Here is a 21412-nt window from a genome sequence, read left to right on the forward strand (position 1 = left end):
TTTTTTAATATCCAGAATTTTGTACAAAATTTTTATTTTTATTCATTTCATCTTGAGGAATTGGTAACAAGTATCTAAACTCATTAAAATTAGATTGAGGTTCTAATCCATCAATATTAAAAACTTCGTTTCCTAAATCTAAACGAACAATATCGTACCATCTTTTAAATTCAAAAGCAAGCTCTACACGTCTTTCTTCTATAATGGTTGTTCTTAAATTTTCTTTATTGATACTAGCATCAACATCTTCTGGATAGCTTGAAGCCATATAAACACCATAGCCACTTCCTTCAAAATTAATAGCACCTGCATTTCTTGCACGTTTTCTAATTTGATTTAAATATCCAACAGCTTCGGTAGTTAAACCTAATTCGTTAGCAGATTCTGCAGCAATCAATAAAACTTCTGCATATCTAAAAGCAACAAAATCTAAATCAGATCTCCATCCTGCAGTAGTTCTCCCTTCTCCTGGAAATCTATTAAACTTTGCTATATGTGGTCTTGCTATTTCAAAATCGGTATAAGGTCTTACAACATCAGTACCATCATCTAAGATTAGAGAATCTGCTAAACTTACTTTTAATCTGTAATCTCTAACATCCCAATTATTATAAACATTAATGTGAGGTACTAACATACTCCATCCTCTTATAGGTTTCACTCCACCTTCTACTCCATTAAATGGTCCAACTTTATTATCGTTTTCATAAGTAACCGGATTAGGGTTTTGCCCAGTTTGATTATTCGTAAAATCTATTGTAAAAATATCTTCTGTAGAAACCCACTGTTCACTATTTCTAAATATATTTTGATAATCATCTTGTAAAGCATAGTTTAATTGACCGGCATTATCAATTACCCATTTCGCATTTTCATAAGATTTCTCCCAATTACCTAGCGTCAAATATATAGACGATAAATAAGTAGCAGCTGTACCTTTAGACGGTCTAGATTTTACACTTCCTCTAGAAGTCATCTCTAAATGATTAAAAGCAAACGTCATATCTTCTATAATTTTAGCATACACTTCTTCTTTAGTAGCTTGTTTTATACTTAAAGGATCTGCAATATCTGGATTATCGATATAAGGAATGTTACCATAAAGTCTTACCAAATGATAATACAAAAATGCACGAACAAACCTTGCTTCTCCTTCTGCTAGAATTTTCTCTTCTTCATTTGTATCATTTAAAAGACCAATTCCTTTTATTGCTGTATTGGCTGTTGCAATTGTTTGATATGAAGATGCCCAAACATCGTTTACATAAGAGTTTGTTGGCGTTACTAAAAATGGACTAAACTCGGCATAATCACCAAATTCATATCCGTTATCTACCATGTCACTCATTAATTGTAACGGAACTGTAAGTCCGGCTCCGTAATAACTAGAAGAAGCCATTAAGCCATATGTACCATCTATCATTGGGTATACATCTTCTACTGTATTAAAAAATCCTTCAGGAGTTAAAGAGCCTTCTGGTGTTTCATCTAAATCTACACAACTAACCATAAAAGTTAAAACAGCTAAGGCAGATAATTTTATTATATTATTCATAATTATAATTTCAAATTTTTATTAAATACTAAAATTCTATGTTTAACCCTAAAGTGTAAGATTTAACGCTTGGGTAACTACCATAATCTAGTCCTATATTACTACTAGAATTACTATAAGATACTTCTGGATCTATCCCTTTATAATCTGTAATTGTAAATAAATTTTGTCCACTTAAATATAATCTAACAGAAGACAGATTAATTTTAGATAACAATGCTTCTGAGAAATTATATCCTAAAGAAATATTTTTTACTCTAATATAACTTGCATCATCTACCCATCTGTCTGAAGTAACAAAGCTTCTACTGACTCTTGCTTCAGGAATATCTGTATCTGTATTTGTAGGCGACCAACGATTAAGTGCTTCTGTAGTAACATTTGTTCTACCGTTTAAAGCACCTAATTCCATTAAAGTATAATTTAATATTTCTCCACCTTTAGAACCTTGGACAAATACATTAAGACTGAAGTTTTTATAACTAAAATCATTATTCCAACCCCAACTAAAATCTGGATGCGGATCTCCAATAACTGCTCTATCATCATCTGTTAAAGCGTCATCTCCGTTAAGGTCTTTAAACTTTTCACCTCCAATTTCTTCTCCACCAACAAGTACATCATCTGTAGTTTGTACAACACCATCATAAAGATATCCCCAAAATTGACCAACAGATAAACCTTCTCTTAATAACTGTGTAGTTCCTGCTCCAGACAACGGTGATGATGAATAAAATATATCATTCCCATCAGTATCATTATCAACTAGTTTTATTATTTTGTTTTTATTGAATGAAATGTTAGCGTACGTTTTCCATTTTAAATCTCCTTGTAGAATAGTTGCATTTACAGCAAATTCAAATCCTTTATTTTCTACGGTACCAATGTTTTGTAACTGCGTTAAAAAACCTGTATAATTTGGTGTTGGTACATCAAATAAAAGATCATTGGTTCTCATATTATAATAATCTAAAGTAACACCAAATCGATTTCTTAAAACCTGAAGATCTAACCCAATATTAGTTTGTGTAGTGGTTTCCCAAGTTAAATCGTTATTAGAAATTGTAGACGGCCTTATAGCTGTAACTGCACTACCTTGTACTGTAGAAAAAACATCTGTAAATGATGCTAAAGATTGATAAGGACTAATTGCCTGGTTACCAACTTGACCATAACTCATACGTAGTTTTAATAAGTTGATGACGTTTGATTCTGATAAAAATTGTTCTTCAGAAATTTTCCAACCAAAAGCTGCTGATGGAAAAAAACCATACTTATTATTTGCTGCAAATACAGAAGCTCCTTCTTGACGCCCAGTAAACGTAAATAAATATTTATTGTCTAACGTGTAATTAATTCTACCAAAGAAAGCTTCAAAAGCAGTTTCTGATAATTCTGAATCTACAGAAGCAGGGTTTGTTCCTCCTCCTAAATTCCAAAAAGAAAAAGAATCAGAAATAAAACCAGAAGCAATTATATTAGATGATTCTGATCTATCTTTTTGTAAAGAATAACCAGCCATAATAGAAAAATCATGCTTTTTACCAATAGTTTTATTGTACGTTAAATAATTTTCGTTGATAAAACTTGTACTCTTTCTTGTACTAAAAGTAGCTTCACCACCTACACTATTCCCCCTATCTAAAGTTGTTGGGTAATAACGTCCGGTTCTAGATTGATTGATACTAACACCTAAAGTCGATTTAAATTTTAAATCTTTAAAAAGTCCAACTTCTGCATATACATTACCCTGAAACAAATCTGTAATTGTCTCATTTTTATACTCTTTTGCTAAAGCATACGGATTATCAATAGGGTAACCAATGATACTTAAAGAATTGTCTCCATTTTCATCTGTAACCCCTTGTGTTGGCGAAAATTTATAAGCTCCAGAAATTACACCTGTTTGTGCTGCATCTCCTCCTTCTTGACTTTTAACTCCGTTTTTATTAGTTCTACGAACAAAAATACTTGAACCTAATTTTACAGATTCTGATACCTTTAAGTCTAGATTAGAAGTTATAGAGTATCTATTAAAATCTGAATTTTCTACAATTCCTTTTTGATCAAAAATAGAACCCGATAAATAATAGTTTACTTTTTCAGTTCCTCCAGAAGCAGATAGTTGATAATTTTGAACTCCACCTGTTCTATAGATTTTGTCTTGCCAATCTACTCCTTCTCCTGTAAATTCGGACACAAAGCTAGGGTCTAATTCTTTAATAAAAGTTGTAAACTGATCTGCGTTTAATAAATCTAAACGATTGATCTCTTCATGCGTTGAGTAAGAAGAAGAAAAACTAAATTGTGTTTTTCCCTTTGCACCTCTTCTTGTACTTATTATTACCACTCCGTTTGCACCTCTTGCACCATAAATTGCTGTAGAAGAAGCATCTTTAAGAATTTCCATCGCTTCTATATCTTCCGCCGGAGGCATAACCCCACCAATAAAACCATCCACAACAATTAAAGGATCATTACCCGCATTTATAGAAGTATTTCCTCTAATTTGAATGCTATAATCAGAACCTGGCGCACCGTTTGTAGATTGTACAGTTACACCTGCAGCTCTTCCTTGTAATGCTTGTGTTGCATCCATTACTGGAAAAGCAACCAAATCTTCTGAGTCGATAGAAGAAACAGAACCTGTTAAATCACTTTTTTTAACACTTCCATATCCTACAATTACAACCTCATCTAAACTAGATGAATCCATTATTAAACGAACAGAAATTTCTTTTTTTCCGTTTAACGGAACTTCTTGTGTTACAAAACCTAAATATGAAACTACAATTACAGCATTATTAGTAGAAACTTTTAATGAAAATAGCCCATTAAAATCTGTTGTAACTCCATTATTTGTTCCTTTTTCTAGAATAGTAGCTCCAGGTAAAGGTTCTCCCATTTCATCTACAATATTTCCCGTAATTACCACTTTTTGTAGTGGTTGTTTAGCTTCTTTTATTTTACCAATTAAAATTTCATCTCCATTTACTTTAAAATCAAACTGAGCACGTTTACCTAAGTCTTCTAAAATTAAAGTCAATGATTTATTTTTATAAACAGCACTGTATTGATTGTTATTCTTGGCAATAAAATCGCCATAAGTAATATTATAATGAGTTACATTAGCTATTTTGTTTAAAATTTTTACAAGTGTAGCTCCTTTTTCATTTAGAGTTAAATTTATTGTATTCATATTTTTAGATGCTCCAAACATCTGAATCGTACTAAAAAAACATACAAATAGTAATACTTGTACTGTTTTACTGTGATTTTTCCTCATTTAATTAAGTCTTAGTTTTTACTTTGTTATAATGTAATTCTTATGATTTTTATTTAATTATTATCTCTATTTTTTCACTATTTTAACCATATTATTATTTTTGATTAGTTTTACTTCGTTGATAAAATTGATACGCTCTATTAAATTATCTAATGTTTCATTTTTAGATAATTTTAATGAATAGAAATACTCCTCTTTAAGGTTATCTGTTTTAAAAACAAATGGAATTTTATATAACTTTTGAAGCTCTACTACTAACTCTTCAATTTTTATTTTTTCTAAAACCACTTCTTCTTTCCTCCAAAGATTTGTTACTTCTGCATTTACCTCTTTCTTATAAAGTTTATTTGTATTCTTTTTATAAATTACTTTTTGGTTAGGTTTGATAAATACAGATTCTTGTTTAGATGTTACGTTTACCAAACCTGTATTAACTACTACTTCTGTAGTATTTTTTGTTTCTCTTATATTAAAAGAAGTACCTAAAACTTTGGTTCTAATTTTACCAGATTCAATAACAAATGGTTTCTTTGGGTTTTTAGTTACATCAAAAAAAGCTTCCCCTTTTAGCTTTACTAACCTAATTGTATCATTAAAATTTTTAGGATATTCTATAGAACTATCCCCATTTAAAACAACTAAAGAACCATCTGGTAAATAAACTTTTACCTGCTCGTTCAAATGAGTTACTTTTAAAACTTGTGCTGTTTTATTCTGATTTCCGAAAAATAAAATTCCTTTATTATTACTTACAGAATAAAAGTTAAAACCTAATAGAAAAACAATAGAAGCTGCAATTGCCCAACGCCAAATTATTTTTGGCTTTTTATTTTTCTCTATTCTTTTGTAAATTTTGTTTTTAAGGGAAAGATTGTATTTAAAATCCGCAGGATTTTTTCCGCCTTTTTGCATTTCATCGAAAAAAGATTCTACACTTTCAATTTCTTTTTGCGTAGCGGTTCCTTCTTCGTATTTTTTTAAAATAATTTTAAAACTCTGTTCTGTCATAGTGTACTTATATATTGGAAAATAGATTCCTCTACTGTTAAGTACCGAGATTTTAAATATCCCCTATGTTTTTATTTGAAGTTAAAGTTTTGTTAACCTAGATAACACTTAATTAACATTGTGCAGATACAATACCTATTAACACAAATTGAAGTAACATCATTTCTGAATTATAAACTCCTGACTCTCGTAAAATTTTTAAGGCTTTGCTTATTTGGTTATCAACTGTACTTGTAGAAATATTTAATACAGAAGCAATTTCTTTGTAACTTAAACTCTCTTTAAACCGAAGTTTAAAAATCTGAAGACATCTTTCGGGCAACAAGTCGTCGGCTAAAACATCTATTTTTTTTATCAGTAATACTTTATTTTCTTCTATTTTTTCACTTTCTGCTGTATCATCAAAATTTAAAATAGCTTCCATTTTTTCTAACAAAACTTCCGTAAAAGGTTTATTACGAAGTCTTTTTGCACATTGAAATTTTACAGCTTTAAATAAATAGGCTTTATAATGTTCTATTGATAAATTGTCTAAGCGATTCCATAAATCTAAAAAAACTTCTTGCGTAACATCTTCTGCATCTTCACTAGAACGTAAAATATTATTCGCATACCCAAATAATTGATACCAATACTCATTGTAGGCCTTATTGTAGTCTTGCTTCTTACCCATAAGTTTAATTGTTATCATCTTTATATTTTACAAAAAAAAAGCATTTAACCGCAACTACTAACAAGTATATATTATCATTCCGTTAAATCATAAATTAAAAATTTTAGACAATAAAAAACACTTGTTATTAAGCTTTTTAAACACTTACAAGAACACTAATACAACAAAAAGTAATATCTTAAAATTCCTCTCTAATAAAAAAATCAGACTCTTTTAAAGTTCTAAATAAGAGTACTTAAAATAGGTTTTGTTCCTATTTTAGTTATAAATGAATATCCGAAGCATCTATAATTATAGTTTTAATAAACAACTTCAGAATAAACATTTACTTAACTAATTGTTAATCTAAACATAACAGAAAACCATAAAACACTAACTGACAGTAAGTTAAGTTAATTAGATCTAGATTAAATATTCGTTACGCCCTCTATTATCAACATGTTTAGTAGTTCATCTTTTTAATTTTTCGAAAAATCATTTGCAAATAGATTATATACATTTGCCCTTTAAAAAACCTTCCTATTCCATGGTTAAAAAATCATATTCCCTAAACTTTGGTAATCCTCTTTTTATAAGAATACTTTTTATTGTTTCCTTTTTATTATTATCTGTACAAGTATTTGCACACGGAGATTTATCTATTCAAATAGAAAAAAAGACTCTAGAAATTAAAAAAGACCCAAATAATTTTAACCTTTATTTTCAAAGAGGTTTACTATACCAACAACATACAGAATATAATAAATCATTAATCGATTATAAAAAATCTAAAACTTTAGGAAATAAAAATAATGCTTTAGAATATAGAATTGCTGAGGTAAATTATTTATCAGAAGAATATAATGAAGCTTTAAAAGCGATAACTTCTTATTTAAAAAAAGAGAAATTAAATACCAAAGCTAAAAAGCTAGAAGCCCAAATATTATTCAATTTAAAAGCCTATAAAAAATCGGTAACAGCATATAAATATGTTATTGATAATCTACAAGATATTCGCCCAGAAAATATTTTAGAATATGCAAAAATAATACTTGTAGAAAATAATAAAAATTATAAAGATGCTTTACAAGTAATAGAAGTAGGTTTAGAAAAATTGGGTACAAATACATTATCTCTTCAACTTAAAAAGTTAGATTATTTAAAAGAATCTAATCAAACAGAAAAAGTAATTACACAATACAATTATTTTATTATAGAATACAACAGAAAAGAGTTTTGGTATTATAAAAAAGCTAAGTATTTAGCAAGTTTACACCAACATCAGCAAGCAAATATAGCCATACAATTAGCTTCTATTAATATAGAAAAATTAGATGCTAAATTAAAAAAAATGAACTCTACAATTAAGTTAAAACAACAAATTAAAACTTTAGAAAACGCCATTAACAACTAAATATTATGATTAAAAAAAGCATATTTTTACTATTGACATTAATTTCTGTGTCTTTATTTTCTCAAACTTCTGTCATTGTAAAAAGAGGTCCTTATTTACAAAGCGGAACACCTACAAGCGTTATTGTAAAATGGCGAACAGATATTGCAACAGCATCTGTTGTTAATTACGGAACTAGATTAGATTCTTTATCTAACAATAAAATCAATAAAAATAAAACAACAGAACACCAAGTTGCTTTATCTAATTTACAACCAAACACAAAATACTATTTTAATATTGGTAATCAAGAGGAAGTTTTAGCCGAAAGTATTTCTGGTGATATGTATGTAATAACTGCTCCAAAAGTTGGTACAGATCAATTTGTTCGTGCTTGGATTTTAGGTGATCCTGGTACAGATAATAAAAGTCAAAGAAACGTAAGAGATGCCTATTATAAATATGTTGATACAGATTCTATAAACACAGGTAAAACAGATATGATGTTATTTTTAGGCGATAATGCCTATAGTAGCGGGACGGATATAGAGTACAAACTTGCTTTTTTTGATGTTTATAACGAGATGCTAAAAAAATCTGTTGCTTGGTCTTGTTTAGGGAATCACGATGGTTACACTGCTGATTCAGACACGCAATCTGGTCCTTATTATGATATTTTTTCTTTTCCTAAAGAAGCAGAAGCAGGCGGAATAGCTTCTGGTACTGAAGCTTATTACTCTTTTAATTATGCTAATATTCATTTTATAATATTAGATTCTCACCACTCTAGTAGAGCTGTTGGTGATGCAATGTACAATTGGGCTTTAACAGATATTCAAAATACAAAACAAGATTGGATTGTAACTTTATTCCATCACCCTGCATACTCTAAAGGTTCTCATGATTCTGATGTAGAAGATAGACTTATTGAAATGCGAGAAAATTTTATGCCTATGTTAGAAGCCAATGGTATAGACCTTGTTTTAAACGGCCATAGTCATTCTTATGAACGTTCTTATTTTTTAAACGGGCATCAAGGTTTTTCTAATAGTTTTAATCCTAAACAAACAACTAAAGGAGGTAACATTGTTGGTAAAAATGGAACTGGAGATGGAAAAATAGATGGTAATGGTGCTTACATAAAAACGAAAGAAGATACTAAAGGAGCTGTTTATATAACAACAGGGTCTGCAGGACAAATATCTGGCGGAGAATTAAACCATAAAGCAATGTATATTTCTTTAAATAAACTAGGTTCTTGTGTTATGGAGGTTGATGATGATGGTAAAGGTGGACAAAATTTAACTGTTAAATTTATACGAGATACTAATGAAATTGATGATTATTTCACCATCAATAAACCTAACATCACTATTAAATCTTCTTCTATCAAAAAAGAAATTATAAAAGATAATGAATCATTTATATATCCCATTAACGGTGTACTTACCATCAACTTAAAGCCTAAAGAAAAACTAAAAAAAGTTCAATTTTATAATAATATTGGTCAGTTGGTTAAAGAAAGTAATGACAAAGTTATCGACGTTAAAAAAATGGAATTAGGTACTTATATTTTAGAAATAACAACGGATAAGGGAACGTTTTATAAATCTGTTATTTTAAAATAATTTTAAATTCTCATTTTAATAAATTACTATTAAGGCTTTTTTATTCTGATAAAAAAGCCTTAATAGTTGATAAAACTTGTACTAAATGAAAAAAATAAGCATTTTATGTATATTGCTTTTTAGTTGCTTTTTTATCTTGTCGGGTAAAAAAACAACCGTTTATAAAACAGATTCCATTTTAAAAAATATAGTTTTTGATCATACAAAAAATTTTTACAAGTTTCAAAAGGAAGTAAACTTATTAGATGAACTTACAAATAAAAATGCTCCCTTAAAAGATATAAAAAGCCAAGTAAGAAATACAAGATTAGCTTATAAGAAAATTGAATTTATTTTTGATTATTACCAAACATTTTACAATACTACTTATATAAACGGAGCTCCGTTACCAAAAATAAGTGAATATTTTGAAGCTACTAAAGTTATAAAACCAAATGGTTTACAAGCATTAGATGAGGCTATTTTTGAAGAAAATTCTTTAGAAAACAAACAACATATTAAAAAATTAGCTAATAAATTAAAAGAACGTGTAGATTTCCTTCTAAAAAGCCACTTACCAATTCAGTTAAAATCTAGTCAAATTATAGAGTCTATTCGCTCTGGAATGGTTAGAATTTTCACTCTAGGAATTACAGGCTACGACACGCCTGGTTCTGTAAATGGTCTAGAGGAAAGTTTAGTGAGTTTGCAAAGTATGAAAACCGCTTTTTTGCACTACAAGGAAGGAATAAATCCTAATGCAATTATTAAATTTCACCATATTAAAAGACTTTTTGAAAAAGGTGAAAATTCATTAAAATTAGAAAATAATTTTAATGAATTTGATAGAATGCTCTTTTTAAAAGAAGTCGTAAATCCATTATACGGTAACTTATTAGAGTTTCAAAACCTGAATAACATCACGCTTGAACCTTATAAAAAGCATGCTCAAAATTATAAAGTAAAAAATATATTTGATGCTAATTTTATAAACAGTGATTTTTACTCTGAATTAGTTTACCTACCTTTAGATAATAAAAAAACAATTAAATTAGGTAAGTTATTGTTTAATGATCCACAACTTTCTAATAGTGGTAAAATGTCTTGTTTAACTTGCCATGATCCAAATAAAGGGTTTGCAGATGGTCTACCTAAAAGTATATCTAATAAAAAAGGGGACTTTGGAGCTAGAAATGCTCCAACCATATTAAACGCAGGTTATTCCACGGGTTACTTTTTAGACATGCGCGCTTCTAATTTAGAAACTCAAGTGGCTCATGTTATTGATAACCCCTTAGAGTTTAACACTACTTTTAACGCTATAATTAACAAACTAAATAAAGATCTCAAATATCTAGCGTTGTTTAAAGATGCTTACAAAGGAATTACCAAACAAAATATCAACCAACGTTCTATAAGTAACGCTATTGCAGCCTATGTAAATTCTTTAAAATCCTTTAAGAGTCCATTTGATAGGTATGTAAGAAATGAAACAACAAAATATCCTGAAAATGCAAAACGAGGTTTTAATTTATTCATGGGAAAAGGAACTTGTGCTACGTGCCATTTTGCTCCAATTTTTAACGGAACTACACCTCCCTTTTATTTAGAATCAGAGTCTGAAGTTTTAGGTATTACACAGGGTTTTGATTCTATAAACCCTAAATTAGACACAGACTTAGGACGTTATAATAATGGCCTTATAGGCGATAAACAACCTTATTTTAAAAATTCTTTTAAAACGGTTTCTATTAGAAATGCAGATTTAACTGCCCCCTACATGCACAATGGTTTATTTTATACTTTAGAAGATGTTTTAGAGTTTTATAACTTAGGAGGTGGAGAAGGAATGGGAATAAAAGTAAAAAATCAAACACTTTCTAACGCACATTTAAATTTATCGAAACAAGAAATTGATGATATTATCGCTTTCATAAAAACACTTTCAGATACGTCTGACTTTACAACCAATAAGAGTTAAAGACTCCATTTTAAAATAATTATGTGTCTTTTATTTTAATACATTATAATTTTACGACTCTTAATCTGGTATAAATATTTCCCTAAACAGAAGCTAGGGAAATAATATATTAAATATCTCTTTTGCTACCACAAAGAACCATTGAATCTAACTTTTAATATTTACTTTTTAAGAGAAAATGATGTTTTTAAACCTTCTGATGCATTTGGTCCAACCCAAATATTAAACACTCCTTCTTCTGCTGCTTTTATCATTTTATGATTGACAAACTCTAAATCTTTAGCCGAAATTTTAAAAGTAACTTCTTTTGTTTCTCCACTTTTTAAGAATACATGCTCAAATCTTTTTAACTCTTTAACAGGTCTAGTAATGCTGCCAACAACATCTTGTATATAGAGTTGTGCTATTTCTTTACCGTCATTTTTACCTGTATTTGTAATGGATACCTTAACCTCTAAATCTTCATTAAAGTTAATGACCTCTTTAGATATAGAAATATCTGCATATTTAAAAGTTGTGTAGGTTAAGCCATAACCAAAAGGAAAATGAGGTGTAAAACCGACATCTAAATAATGAGAATCATTACCCAGTGAACTTTGCCATGCAGCAATAGGGATTTTATCCATCGGAATAAAATTAATGCTATCCGCAGGTCTTCCTGTATTTTTATGATTGTAAAAATACGGGAGTTGACCAGCTGTTTTGGGCCAAGAAACAGGCAATCTTCCTTCAGGAGATTTTATTCCATGTACAATTTCATACAAAGCCTCACCTCCCATTGTTCCGGGGTGCCATGCCATTAAAACAGCATCTATTTTATCTATAATATTTGTAATGGTAATGGGTCTACCTGCCATAATTACTAAAACAATAGGTTTTCCTGTTTTAGCCAATTCGTTAATTAATTCTTCTTGAGCTCCTGGTAAATTAATGTTTGCTCTACTATGTGCTTCACCAGATAAAATTGCTTCTTCTCCTCCAAAAAATAAAATAATATCAGATTTTTCTGCGTTATTTATAGCTTCTTTAAACCCTTCTGTAGAGACATCTCTACTATGCCCTAATCCATTTGCGAACGTAAAATTTGCATTTGCTTTTTTATATGCATCTAAAGGTGTATTGGTGTGTTCTTTTTCTCCATCAAAAGCCCAAGTTCCTAATTGTTCGTGTGGTGCATTTGCCAAAGGTCCAATAATTGCAATATTTGTTTTCTCCGAAAGAGGTAAAATAGAATTCTTGTTTTTTAACAACACCGTACTTTCAATCGCTGCTTTTTTAGCCTCTTCTAGATGACTTTCTGCATACAAGTTACCCGTATGTTCTTTGTTTCTATGCGGATTTTCAAAAAGACCAAGTCTAAATTTAATTCGTAGAATATTACGTACAAATTCATCTAATTCTTCTATAGTTACCTTTTCTTCTTCAATCAATTCTTTTAAATGGCTTTCGTAAGCTTCACTATTCATTTCCATGTCCAACCCTGCTTTCGCAGCTAATTCTGCAGCATGTTTTTCATCACTTGCAAAACCATGAGCAATCATTTCTGTAACCGAATCCCAATCACTTACTACAAAGCCATCAAATTGTAATTCTCCTCTTAAAACATCCTTTAATAGAAACTCATGTCCTGTTGCTGGAATTCCGTTTATTTCATTAAAAGAACTCATTACAGTTGCAGCACCAGCATTTATAGCTGCTTTAAATGGTGGTAAATAAATGTTTCTTAAAAGAGGTTCACTTAAATTAACCGTGTTATAATCTCTACCTCCAATGGCAGCTCCATAGGCAATATAATGTTTTGCAGAAGCCGCAATTCTGTAAGGGTTGCTTAAATTATTTCCTTGAAAACCTTTAATATAAGCAGCACCTAAAACGGTTGCTAAATAAGGATCTTCTCCTGGAGACTCTGCAATTCTTCCCCATCGGCTATCTCTTGCAATGTCTAACATTGGGGCAAACGTCCATCGTATACCTGATGACGTAGCCTCAAAAGCAGCTATTTCAGAAGATTTTTCTACTATTTGAGTATTCCAAGTAGCGGCTAATCCCAATGGAATTGGAAAAATAGTTTTAAAACCATGAATTACGTCTCTACCAAAAATTAATGGAATTCCGTTTGAACTCTCTTCAACCGCGATTCTCTGTAATTCATCTACATAGTCTAAATTCATAATGTTTAAAAAAGCACCAACTTCTCCTTTTTTAACAGCTGATATTAATTTTTCTGGAAGTTCATTTTCTGTACTGTGCATACCTCTTAAATTGGTTTGCCCTATTTTTTCTTCTAAAGACATTTTAGAGAGTAATACTTCAATCTTTGCTTCATCCGTTGTGTCTTCTGCAGAAGACAACTTCTTGTTTTCTTTACAACTTATAGTTGTTACCAATAACAGTAATAAAAGGAATGTTTTTTTCATAATATTATTCATTTTGTTGGTTTATTTTCTATCAAAAAAGTATTTTTTGCGTCTTTAATTCATGAAAATTACAAAGGCTACTTTTTACTTTCTCTTTAGTTATGTCTACATTTTTAGTAATTATATAAAGAGTGACTCATTTTTTACTAAAAAAAAGCAGTACAAAATTAAATTCATACTGCTTTTCCACTTTAATCAACTCAAATTAAAACAAATCAAATTTTATCTTTTTCACAATATTATTGGATGCGTTACCTACGTATAAATAATAAGTTCCTTCCTCTACAGTCCAGTCTGAAATTTCTGGATTATAATAGGCTAATGTGGATGCATCAATAGTAATTATACTCGTTTTTTTAGTTCCTTTATCTAAATAAATTTTCGAAAATCCTTTTAATTCTTTTAAAGCTCTTTCTACTTTAGATTTATGTTTACCAACATATACTTGTACAACTTCTGCTCCTGCTCTATCTCCGGTGTTTGCAACATCAAAAGTTATTTTTATTTGATCATTCTTAGCATATTTTTTTTGATCGATTTTTACATCAGAAATTTTAAGATCAGTATAAGATAAACCAAATCCGAAAGCATATTGAGGTTTTATTTTTCGGGTATCAAACCATCTATATCCGACTAAAATACCTTCGCTATAATTTTGATTAACGCCATCTCCTGGATACGATATTTGTCCGAAAGCATGTGCTGCATTGTCATTTAATTCTTTTGGAAAAGAAAAAGGAAGTTTCCCTGAAGGGTTTACATCTCCACTAACAACGTCTGCTATTGCATGACCAGCCATACTACCCAAATACCAAGTTTGTAAAATTCCTTTTGTTTTAGAAATCCAAGGCATTTTTACCGCATTTCCTGTAACCAATAACAAACCTAATTTTTCATTAACTTTTTGAATTCCATTTATTAATTTTTCTTGTCCGTAAGGCAAATCAAAAACTTTTCTATCATCTCCCTCACTATCTTGGTGATGACTTTTATTTAAACCGCCCACAAAAAGAACGATGTCCGCTTTTTTTGCAACTTCAATTGCTTTTACATACAAAGAATCTTGGTCTAAATTAGCTAGTAAAATTTTATCATAAACAGAGACACCAGACTCATAGCCCATTGTATGAATAATCGTTGCATTTTTGTATCTATCTTTTATCCCTTGCAAAGGAGAAATTTCAAAAAGCGGTTTTAATTGAGAAGATCCTCCACCTTGTGTCATATCTCTTGTTGCATTTTCTCCAATAACGGCAATTGTAATTCCTTTTTTATCCTGAATAGGAAAGAAATTATCTTCATTTTTTAACAAAACAATTCCTTCTGTTGCTACTTTTCTAGCCACTTCTAGATGCTTATCTGTATTCAATTTCCCTAAAGTTCTATTCGGGTTTAAGTTTGTACGATACATCAACCTTAATATTCTACGTACTTTATTGTCTACCAAATCTTCACTTAACTCCCCATTTTTTATCGCTTTTAAAAACGGATTTGCTAAATAATAATGTTGATAATGATTATTGGTTGTAGTTCCCAAACCGTCTGTTCCTGTCCCCATTTCCATATCTACACCATATAAAGCTGCTTCTTTGGTAGAATGTACAGAACTCCAATCACTAATTACAACTCCATCAAAGCCCCAATCTGTTTTTAAAATTTTATGTAGAATTTTATTATGGGTAGTGTACTGACCTCTAAATTTATTATAAGCGCCCATTAATGCCCAAACATTTCCTTTTTGCACCGCTGCTTTAAATGCTGGTAAATAAATCTCATGCAATGCTCTATCACCTACTTCTACATTAATTTTATCTCTTAAATGCTCTTGATTATTTAGAGCAAAATGTTTTACACAAGCGGCAATACCATTGTCTTGAACCCCTTTAATATAAGGAACTACCATAGTGGAAGCTAAAAAAGGATCTTCACCTAAATATTCAAAATTTCTACCATTCATGGGCGTTCTATAAATATTTACACCAGGACCTAATAAAACCTCTTTTTCTCTATATTTTGCTTCTTCACCTAAACTAAAACCATAATTCTCTGCTAATTCTGGATTAAAAGTTGCCGCCAAACATGTAAGTGCCGGAAAAGCAGTAATAGCATCATTGGTCCAACCTGCATTCTCCCAAGCATCCCAACTAATTTCTTCTCTAACTCCATGTGGTCCATCAGACATCCAAACTTCTGGAATTCCTAATCTTGCAACTCCTTTAGTACTAAATTTAGACTGCGCATGTGTCATTGCTACTTTTTCTTCTAAAGTTAAAACAGCAATAATACTATCTATTTTGGCTTCTATAAACGCAGTAGAAACTTCATTTTTCTCTAATTGAATTTGTGGTATTTTATCTTGTGCTTTCGTATATGAAATCTGTAAGCACAAAACAAAAACGAATACAGAAATATTTTTTTTCAACGCTAGTCTCATATTTAAAGTTTATTTAATTGTTTACTATTTTTGATAAAACTACTATTTAACTAAATATATGAATAAAACTATTTGAACTAAGATTAAAACATTTGTTGCAATTACTACCTTACCACCCCATTTTATATGGCTATAACACATATGAGTTACTTGATGCTTTAGATTTTGCATCAAAAGAGTTTTTTAAATTAGAGTTTTATAATACTTTAGTCCTATTGATATTTTAATTTAATTTTTAATAAAAATAAAAGCTTGAGACTCATTACTAAAACCTTATTCTATTTATGTATAATACTCTGTTTAAGTTGTAACAAAGACAGAGAAACAGCTAGTCAAAATGAATTAGCCAACGAAACGAGTCCTTATTTGTTACAGCACGCAAACAATCCTGTAAATTGGAAAGCTTGGAATGATAAAACTTTACAACTTGCCAAAGACGAGAATAAGCTAATTATTATTTCTATTGGCTATTCTGCTTGCCATTGGTGTCATGTAATGGAAGAAGAGAGTTTTGAAAATGATTCTATTGCCCAAATAATGAACGAAAACTTTATTAATATTAAAGTTGATAGAGAAGAAAGACCAGATGTAGATAATGTGTATTTAAATGCCGTACAATTAATGACTGGTAGTGGTGGCTGGCCACTTAACTGTATAGCATTACCAGATGGAAGACCCATTTTTGGAGGAACTTATTTTACAAAAAAACAATGGCAAGAAATTTTATTAAACATCTCTAAACTGTATAAAGAAACTCCAGAAAAAGCTATAGAATTTGCAGCAAAACTTACAGAAGGTTTACAACAATCAGAATTAATTACATTAAAAGAAGACAAAGCCGAGTTTACAGATACAGAACTAAAAAAAGCAGTTTTAAAATGGCAACAAGACTTTGACACTATTTATGGTGGTGAAAAAAGTGATATTAAATTCCCAATGCCAAATTCTTATGAGTTCTTATTAAGGTACGGTTATCAATTTGAAGATGAAGGTGTAAAAAAACATTTAGAGACTACCTTAACAAAAATGGCTTTTGGTGGAATTTATGACCACATAAATGGTGGTTTCTCTAGATATTCTACGGATAAGAAATGGCACATTCCACATTTTGAAAAAATGCTTTATGACAATGCTCAACTTGTTAGTTTGTATGCCAAAGCTTATCAAAATGATAAAAAGAAGTTGTACAAGACGACGATTGAAGAAACTTTAGATTTTGTAAATCAAGAATTAACAGATAAAAATGGAACGTTCTTTTCTTCTTTAGATGCCGATAGTAAAAACATAGAGAATGAATTAGAAGAAGGTGCTTATTATTATTTTACAAAACAAGAATTGCAAGATTTAATTACTGATGATTACGCTCTGTTTGAAGATTATTATAATATAAATGATTTTGGTCTATGGGAAAAAGACAGATATGTTTTAATCAGAAATTCTACCAATGTAGCTTTTGCAAACAAACATAAAATAAGTACGGACGCACTTTCAATTAAAATTAAAAACTGGAAAACAATTCTTAAAAAAGTAAGAAAACAAAAAGTAAAACCAAATTTAGACGATAAAGTTTTAACCTCTTGGAATGCCTTAATGATAAAAGGGTACCTAGATGCTTATAAAGCTATAAAAAACGAAGATTATTTAAAAGCCGCACTTAAAAATGCAAATTTTATTTTAAACAATCAATTGCAAAAAGACGGAAATCTGTATCGAAATTACAAAAATGGAAAAAGTACTATTAATGCATATTCCGAAGATTATGCTTCGTTAATAGATGCCTTTATCAATTTATATGAAGTAACTCTTGATGAAAAATGGTTAACAACATCTAAAAAATTAATGGACTTTACTTTAGACAATTATAAAAATACAGAAAACAATATGTTTTATTTTACTTCTAATAAAAGTAAAAATTTAATATCTAGAAAAGTAAAAGTTGATGATAATGTAATTGCTTCTCCTAATTCTATTTTAGCTAACTGTTTGTTTAAGTTGAGCCTTTATTATTACGATGCAAATTACACTAAAATGGCAAAACAAATGCTTCATAATATGCACAATCACATTTTAGAAAGTCCTACGGGTTTTAGTAATTGGTTAAATTTAATGACCAATTATACCAAACCTTTTTATGAAGTTGCAATTGTAGGAAATGAAGCACAAAATATTAAAAATGAGTTATTAGATCATTATATACCAAATATTATAATTGTAGGTTCTGCAAATGAAAATGAAAATGTTCCTCTATTAAAAGATAAATTTGTAGAAGATGAAACTTACATTTACGTCTGTAATTTAGGTACTTGTAAATTACCTCAAAAAGAAACTAATAAGGCCATTGAGCTCATACAGAAATAATATACAAAACTAAAAAAACCATCTCGTTTAAGATGGTTTTTTGTTATGCTAACTAATTCAAATAATTTACACAATGAAAACAGTTTACTAGGTTGCTTTCATTTTTATATAAACAACTTCTGTGCCAAAAAATATTTGAATTTTATTTTTAGATATATTTAACAATTCCCCTAATTAACTCCTTCTTTTTTTCACTTTAGAAACCATAGGTACTGCTTTTTTTAATGCTTCTACAATAGAATAAGCAGCAGGACAAATAGCTGTATTTGCAACCGTTAAATCAGATATATTTATAAACTTCTTTCTATTTGTATGCGGATATTCAGAACAAGCTTTTGGGCGAACATCATAAATAAAACAAGTATTATCAGATTCATCAAAGAAAGAACAAGGTGCTGTTTTTAACACCATAAAATCATCTTCATCTCTTTCTAAATATTGCTCTGTAAAACCGGCAACTTTCATTTTTAAATGCTTAGAAATACGTTCTACATCTTTATCCGTAAAAATAGGACTTGTAGTTTTACAACAATTTCCGCAGGTTAAACAATCTGTTTTTTTAAATTCTGCATCATGCAATTCTTGTACAACGTAATCTAAATTTTTGGGCGTTCTTTTCTTAAGCGTCGCAAAGTACTTTAGACTTTCCTTTTTAGCTTCTTCTGCTAATTTTGGTAATTGTTCTAGACGTTTTTCCATTGTGCAAAAATACAATTTAATAGTTTAAAACAAGATTTCTAAAAAAAGGTTTCATAATTATCTTACACATCAATTACTTCTATTTTATCACTTAAAATTCATCTAATTTAAACTTGTAAATCTTTAATTGTGAAGGCTTGAATCTTTTAATCTTTTAACGTAATTTTGCATTTCAATTTTCGATACTAAATGAGCATTCAAAACATTATAGAAACCAAAGTAAAAGAAGGGTTTTTAGCACTATACAATATAGAGATTCCAACAGTAGAATTTCAGGCAACCAGAAAAGAATTTGAAGGAGATATTACAGTAGTAGTATTCCCTTTATTGCGATACAAAAAAGGAAATCCTGTACAAATTGGTGAGGATTTAGGTAAATATATAGTAGAAAATGTTGCCGAAATAACCAATTACAACGTAGTAAAAGGTTTCTTAAATCTAGTAATTGACGATAGTTTTTATACTAACTTTTTCAATTCTATTTATCCTGATTCTAGTTACGGTATGGTTTCGCCAAAGGCGGATGAAAAAGCGGTGATGGTAGAATACTCTTCTCCAAATACCAACAAACCTTTACACTTAGGGCACGTTCGTAACAATTTATTAGGATATTCTGTTGCTGAAATTGTTAAAGCTGCAGGTAAAAAAGTCTATAAAACTCAGATTATAAACGACAGAGGTATTCATATCTGTAAATCTATGTTGGCTTGGGAAAAATTCGGTAACGGAGAAACGCCAGAATCTACAGGTTTAAAAGGTGATAAATTGGTTGGTAATTACTATGTAAAATTCGACCAAGAATATAAGAAAGAAATTGCGCAATTAATTGCGGAAGGTAAAACAGAAGACGAAGCTAAAAAAGAAGCTCCGTTATTTCTAGAAGCACAACAAATGTTGTTGAAGTGGGAAGCTGGAGATGAAGAAGTTGTTGCTCTTTGGAAAGAAATGAACTCTTGGGTATATGCTGGTTTTGAGGTTACTTATAAAAGTATGGGAGTAAATTTTGACACTTTATATTATGAAAGTAACACCTACTTATTAGGAAAGGATGTAGTTGCACAAGGTTTAGAAAAAGGTGTTTTCTACAAAAAAGAAGACGGTTCTGTTTGGTGTGATTTAACCGAAGATGGATTAGACGAGAAAATCGTTTTACGTTCTGATGGAACAGCTGTTTATATGACGCAAGATATTGGTACCGCTATACAACGTGTAAAAGATTATGCAGATGTTGGAGGAATGGTGTATACGGTTGGAAACGAGCAAGATTATCATTTTCAAGTATTATTCTTAATTTTAAAGAAATTAGGATTTGATTGGGCAAAACAATTGCATCATTTAAGTTACGGAATGGTAGATTTACCTTCTGGTAAAATGAAATCTAGAGAAGGAACTGTTGTAGATGCAGATGATTTAATGGATGAAATGACGGCAACTGCCAAAGAAATTTCTGAAGAATTAGGAAAACTAGACGGTTATTCTGATGAAGAGAAAAACGAATTATACGAAACCATTGGTTTAGGTGCTTTAAAATACTTTATTTTAAAAGTAGATCCTAAAAAGAGAATCTTGTTCGACCCTAAATCTTCTGTAGATTTTCAGGGAAATACAGGTCCTTTTATTCAGTATACCTATGCTAGAATTCAGTCTATAATTAGAAAAGCAGATTTTGATTACTCACAACCTGTAAAGACAGAATTACACGAAAAGGAAAAAGAATTACTAAAACAATTAGAGTTATATCCAGAAACGGTGCAACAAGCTGCTGCCAATTATTCGCCAGCAATTATTGCAAATTATACATACGATTTGGTAAAAGAGTTTAATTCTTTTTATCAGAATGTACATATTTTAGGAGAACAAGATTTAGATAAAAAAGCTTTTAGAGTTCAATTATCTAAAAAAGTAGCTGATACTATAAAATCTGCATTTTTATTATTAGGAATTAAAGTTCCGGAGAGAATGTAAATTAGTTGAATCTTACATTGGCTGTAAGACCAAAAGTTAGTAAATTAGCAAGCGTTA

Annotated in this window: 12 protein-coding genes; 5 read left to right on the top strand and 7 right to left on the bottom strand. The window is 29.9% G+C overall.

Annotation, left to right across the window (positions count from 1 at the left end; genetic code table 11):
• Window positions 1-4: 4 nt before the first annotated feature.
• The 4 genes from H0I29_RS17725 to H0I29_RS17740 form a co-directional block, all read right to left on the bottom strand.
• The gene (locus tag H0I29_RS17725) at window positions 5-1555 is read right to left on the bottom strand and encodes a RagB/SusD family nutrient uptake outer membrane protein (protein ID WP_218753795.1); all 1551 of its coding nucleotides are present in this window, start codon (window positions 1553-1555) and stop codon (window positions 5-7) included.
• A 28-nt stretch (window positions 1556-1583) separates the two neighbouring features.
• The gene (locus H0I29_RS17730) at window positions 1584-4754 is read right to left on the bottom strand and encodes a TonB-dependent receptor (protein WP_218753797.1); all 3171 of its coding nucleotides are present in this window, start codon (window positions 4752-4754) and stop codon (window positions 1584-1586) included.
• Window positions 4755-4907: 153 nt separating this feature from the next.
• Window positions 4908-5849, bottom strand: coding sequence for a FecR family protein (locus H0I29_RS17735; protein WP_218753799.1), 942 nt, complete (start codon window positions 5847-5849; stop codon window positions 4908-4910).
• Between the two features lie 112 nt (window positions 5850-5961).
• Entirely contained in the window at window positions 5962-6540 is a 579-nt protein-coding gene (locus H0I29_RS17740; RefSeq protein WP_218730841.1) for an RNA polymerase sigma factor, read from the bottom strand.
• A gap of 508 nt (window positions 6541-7048) precedes the next feature.
• On the opposite strand from H0I29_RS17740, the gene H0I29_RS17745 reads away from it, so the two are divergent.
• From H0I29_RS17745 to H0I29_RS17755, 3 genes are all read left to right on the top strand, one after another.
• Window positions 7049-7915, top strand: a complete 867-nt coding sequence (locus H0I29_RS17745) for a hypothetical protein (RefSeq protein ID WP_218753801.1) — start codon at window positions 7049-7051, stop codon at window positions 7913-7915.
• Between the two features lie 5 nt (window positions 7916-7920).
• Window positions 7921-9522 (top strand): metallophosphoesterase, encoded by a 1602-nt coding sequence (locus H0I29_RS17750; RefSeq protein WP_218753803.1) that lies wholly within the window; start codon window positions 7921-7923, stop codon window positions 9520-9522.
• Between the two features lie 85 nt (window positions 9523-9607).
• Window positions 9608-11482, top strand: a complete 1875-nt coding sequence (locus tag H0I29_RS17755) for a cytochrome-c peroxidase (RefSeq protein WP_218753805.1) — start codon at window positions 9608-9610, stop codon at window positions 11480-11482.
• A gap of 161 nt (window positions 11483-11643) precedes the next feature.
• On the opposite strand, the gene H0I29_RS17760 is transcribed toward H0I29_RS17755, so the two are convergent.
• Complete coding sequence (locus tag H0I29_RS17760; protein ID WP_254712663.1) at window positions 11644-13899, bottom strand: glycoside hydrolase family 3 N-terminal domain-containing protein; 2256 nt, start codon at window positions 13897-13899, stop codon at window positions 11644-11646.
• A gap of 205 nt (window positions 13900-14104) precedes the next feature.
• Complete coding sequence (locus tag H0I29_RS17765) at window positions 14105-16333, bottom strand: glycoside hydrolase family 3 protein (protein WP_218753809.1); 2229 nt, start codon at window positions 16331-16333, stop codon at window positions 14105-14107.
• A 252-nt stretch (window positions 16334-16585) separates the two neighbouring features.
• On the opposite strand from H0I29_RS17765, the gene H0I29_RS17770 reads away from it, so the two are divergent.
• Window positions 16586-18691, top strand: coding sequence for a thioredoxin domain-containing protein (locus H0I29_RS17770; protein WP_218753811.1), 2106 nt, complete (start codon window positions 16586-16588; stop codon window positions 18689-18691).
• A gap of 174 nt (window positions 18692-18865) precedes the next feature.
• Here H0I29_RS17770 and H0I29_RS17775 read toward each other — a convergent pair whose 3' ends face one another.
• Window positions 18866-19390: a YkgJ family cysteine cluster protein gene (locus tag H0I29_RS17775; protein ID WP_068448536.1), complete on the bottom strand. Its 525-nt coding sequence runs from the start codon at window positions 19388-19390 to the stop codon at window positions 18866-18868.
• 189 nt (window positions 19391-19579) lie between these two features.
• Here H0I29_RS17775 and argS point away from each other — a divergent pair, with 189 nt between their 5' ends.
• On the top strand, window positions 19580-21355 hold the full coding sequence (gene argS / locus H0I29_RS17780) for an arginine--tRNA ligase (RefSeq protein ID WP_218753813.1): 1776 nt from the start codon (window positions 19580-19582) through the stop codon (window positions 21353-21355).
• Window positions 21356-21412: the final 57 nt, after the last annotated feature.

This window comes from Polaribacter sp. R2A056_3_33 (assembly GCF_019278485.1).
Lineage (GTDB): Bacteria > Bacteroidota > Bacteroidia > Flavobacteriales > Flavobacteriaceae > Polaribacter.